Source organism: Methyloceanibacter sp. (assembly GCF_050728395.1).
Classification (GTDB): Bacteria; Pseudomonadota; Alphaproteobacteria; order Rhizobiales; family Methyloligellaceae; genus Methyloceanibacter.
Genome location: NZ_JBOHJB010000165.1, coordinates 1 through 3,508, shown reverse-complemented (window position 1 = coordinate 3,508; position 3,508 = coordinate 1). Strand labels below are relative to the sequence as shown.

Here is a 3,508-nt window from a genome sequence, read left to right as displayed (position 1 = left end):
ACTGACGGCGTTCAGCCACGGCGCCGGCAAGGGCAGGGGAATCGGCGGCACGCGCGGGCTTGCTAGGGTCGAGCCGCCAAGCGGCACCTTCATCATGTTCTCAGCTGGCGCCAAGGAGTCGGCGCTAGACCGGCTGTCCGACAACGATCCGAGCCCCAACTCGGTCTATACCCGCACGCTGCTGCCGCGGCTCAAGACGTCAGGCAGGATCACCGATATCGCCCGCGATGTGCGCCGCGAGGTGCGGCAGTTGGCGGCGAGCGTCGCCCATGTACAGACGCCCGCCTATTACGACGAGGTGGTCGGCGATTTTTGCCCTGCCGGATGTGAAGCGAAGGCGGCGGCTTTGCCGGTTGACGCGCCGGCGGTGCCGAGCAGTCCGCCCGTCGAGACCGCCGCTGCGCTCACCCCGCAAGCCGTGCAAGGGCCGGCGAGCGGACATGCTCCAATCCACGACTGCGACCGCCTTGCCGCCCATCCCGACAACCCCGACTCGGCTATCGCCGCGGGCGTCGACTTCGGCAAGGTCGATACGGCAAGGGCTATTCCCGCCTGCGAGGAGGCCGTGCGCGCCCATCCCGGTGAGCGCCGCTTCAGCTTCCAGCTCGCCAGAGCCTATGTCGAGGCCAAGAAATTCGAGCTCGCCAAGCCGCTACTCGAGACGCTGAGCAAGGACGGCTATCCGATCGCCACGACCTATCTCGGGTTCCTCTACGCAGGGGGAAACGGCGTGGCGAAGGACGAGCCCGAGGGCTTGCGCCTGTTTCGTCAAGCAGCCGAAGCTGGAGATGCGCTTGGCGCAGCCGCGCTGGGGACCGCTTATGAGTGGGGCCAGGCCGTCGCCAAGGACGAAGCCGAGGCGGCGCGCTGGTATCGCAAGGCCGCCGACCGCGGCAATGTTGGGTCGATGCTCGTTCTCGGCGACAGATACGCGGAGGGGAAACTCGGTTTCGCCAAGGATGACGGAGAGGCCGTGAAATGGTTCCGCAAGGCCGCTGATCGCGGTGATGCGGTCGGGATGTACACCCTCGGCCTGATGTATCGGGACGGGCACGGCGTGCCGAAGGACCAAGCGGAAGCGGCCGGGCTGTTCGCCAAAGGCGACGCGCAGAAGAACGCTTCGGCCATGGTCGAAGTCGGCCGCAAGCTCGAGAACGGCCTGAGCGTCGCCGAGGACGACGCCGAAGCATTGACGTGGTTTCGCAAGGCTGCCGATCTCGGCGACCAATATGGCATGTTCTATTTGGGCCTGATGCACCGCTACGGCCTCGGCGTGGCGAAAGACAGCTCTGAGGCCGCTCGCTGGTACCGCAAGGCTGCCGAGCTAGGCGACGTCACGTCGATGCGGAGTCTGGCCGAGCTGTACGAGGAAGGCGATGGGGTGGCCAAGGATCCGGCGGAGGCGCTCCGCTGGCGGCGCGCGGCGAAAGAGCCGGCGTCTCCTTCAGGGGCCGCTCCCCTCGATACCAAGGTTGCGCTGTTGCGGAGCTTCGATCCCGACGAATACGAACCCGTCGCGCTCGCCTTTTCCGGTGACGGCGCCCGCATCCTTGCGCTTGCGAGCGGTGGCTATTTCAGGTGGCTCGATGTCGATGGTGGCGGTGCATCCCCGGCGTTCGGAGCATCCTCGTGCTGCCAGCTGGTGCTGTCGCCGAGCGGCGAGATCGCCGCAACCGGATCCTACGACGAAAAGGCGGTAAGGCTATGGGATCTGAAGAAAAGCGAGCTTGCCGCCGATCTCAAGGCGCATTCCGACCATGTCGTCGCCGTCAGCTTCTCCCCGGACGGCAAGCACCTCGCCTCCGGCAGCTATGACGGAACCGTAGTCCTGTGGGATGCGACGAGCCGGGAGCTCATCCGCAAGTTCGAGCCGAAAACCGGCAAGGTCTATTCGGTTGCCTTCTCGCCCGACGGAAAAGTCCTTGCCTCGGGTCACGACGAAGGCGACATCAAGCTGTGGGACGTTGCGAGCGGACGGCTGCTGCAAAGCCTCAAGGCGGACGCCTTTAGCGTCTATTCCCTGATCTACACTCCGGACGGGGGACTGCTCGCGGCGCGCAGCGGCTTCGCCATCAACCTTTGGGATGTGGCGAAAGCGAGCATGGTGCGCAGCCTCAAGGGGGCGGCGGCAGCTATCAGCTTCAGCTCCATGGCCATGTCTCCCGACGGGACTGAGATCGTCTCGGGAGACGGCGATGGCAGCATAAGGGTGTGGGACGTGTCAGCGGGTAAGCAGCTGCAGGAAATCGAAGCCCATGCCAAGTCCGTCAGCGCCGTCGCCTATTCGCCCGATGGCAAGACGCTTGCCTCTGCCGGAGGCGACAAGACGGTCAAGCTCTGGAACCTGGGGAGCATCAAAGCCGCCGGCCGCTGAGCCGGCGGCCTGAAGCTCGGCACCTTGAATGAGAGCGATCGGTCGCGCCGTCATCATCTTGAGTTTCGCGATGGTCGCCGGGCTTGGTCCGGTCGCCATGAGCGCCGAGACGGACGCTGCGAAACCGGATGCTGCCAAGCCTGACGCAAAGCCAGAGGCACGGCTTGCCTATATCTCAGTTGCCGGCGCGCCTGGGGACGGAGAACAGGCGCTTGCCGCGGCGCTCGGCAAGCGGTTGTCCGCCGCCGGTGTGAAGACTGCAGCGTCGTTTGCAGCCAACGTGTATTCGGTAGAAGGCATCGTCAAAATGACGGCGGTCAAGGGAGGACGGCAGAGCGTGCGCATCGACTGGACGATCTTCGGGCCAGACGGCAATACCCTTGGCGGGGTGTCACAGACCAGGATCGTGCGCAAAGGCTCGCTCGACAGAAAATGGGGCCCGACCGCCGATGCCGCCGCCCGTGCGGCCGCGTGGGACATCGCCAAGCTGATTTCGCCATGACAAGCGGCGGAACGCTCTTAAATTCGTGAGCCCGCACACCCATCTATCGGCTGCCGATGGAAGGTGAGTGCCCTATAGCTAACCATCACACGCTCGCCCGACACCTCTAGGAGGGTGCCATGCTCGGCTTCAATATCTTCGTCCTCGTCCTGCTCGTTCTGTTCGTTGCGGTGCTCGCGGCCGGCGTCAAAGTCGTGCCGCAAGGCTGGAACTATACGGTCGAGCGCTTCGGCCGCTATATCCGCACGCTCCGCCCCGGTCTCTCTTTGATCATTCCCTTCATCGATCGCATCGGGCGAAAGCTCAACGTCATGGAGCAGGTGGTCGAGGTGCCGAGCCAGGAGGTGATCACCAAGGACAACGCCATGGTGAAGGTGGACGGCATCGCCTTCTTCCAGGTGATCGACGCAGCACAGGCGAGCTATGAGGTGACGCATTTGGAGACCGCAATCCTCAACCTCACCATGACCAACATTCGCACGGTGATGGGCTCGATGGTTTTGGATGAGCTGCTGTCGCAGCGCGACGAAATCAATCATCGCCTGCTGAAAGTGGTCGACGACGCTACCTCCAATTGGGGTGTCAAGGTCACCCGCATCGAGATCAAGGACATCGAGCCGCCGCGCGATCTG

At 64.2% G+C, this 3,508-nt stretch carries 3 protein-coding genes; all 3 read left to right on the top strand.

Annotation, left to right across the window (positions count from 1 at the left end; translation table 11 throughout):
- Nucleotides 1-2,374, top strand: a 2,374-nt coding sequence (locus tag ACREC7_RS16105; RefSeq protein ID WP_431556704.1) for a tetratricopeptide repeat protein, incomplete at its 5' end; no start/stop codon positions are given.
- 28 nt (nucleotides 2,375-2,402) lie between these two features.
- Nucleotides 2,403-2,876 (top strand): hypothetical protein, encoded by a 474-nt coding sequence (locus ACREC7_RS16100; protein ID WP_431556703.1) that lies wholly within the window; start codon nucleotides 2,403-2,405, stop codon nucleotides 2,874-2,876.
- 119 nt (nucleotides 2,877-2,995) lie between these two features.
- Nucleotides 2,996-3,508 (top strand): SPFH domain-containing protein (locus ACREC7_RS16095; RefSeq protein WP_431556702.1); only part of this gene is annotated, 513 nt, incomplete at its 3' end.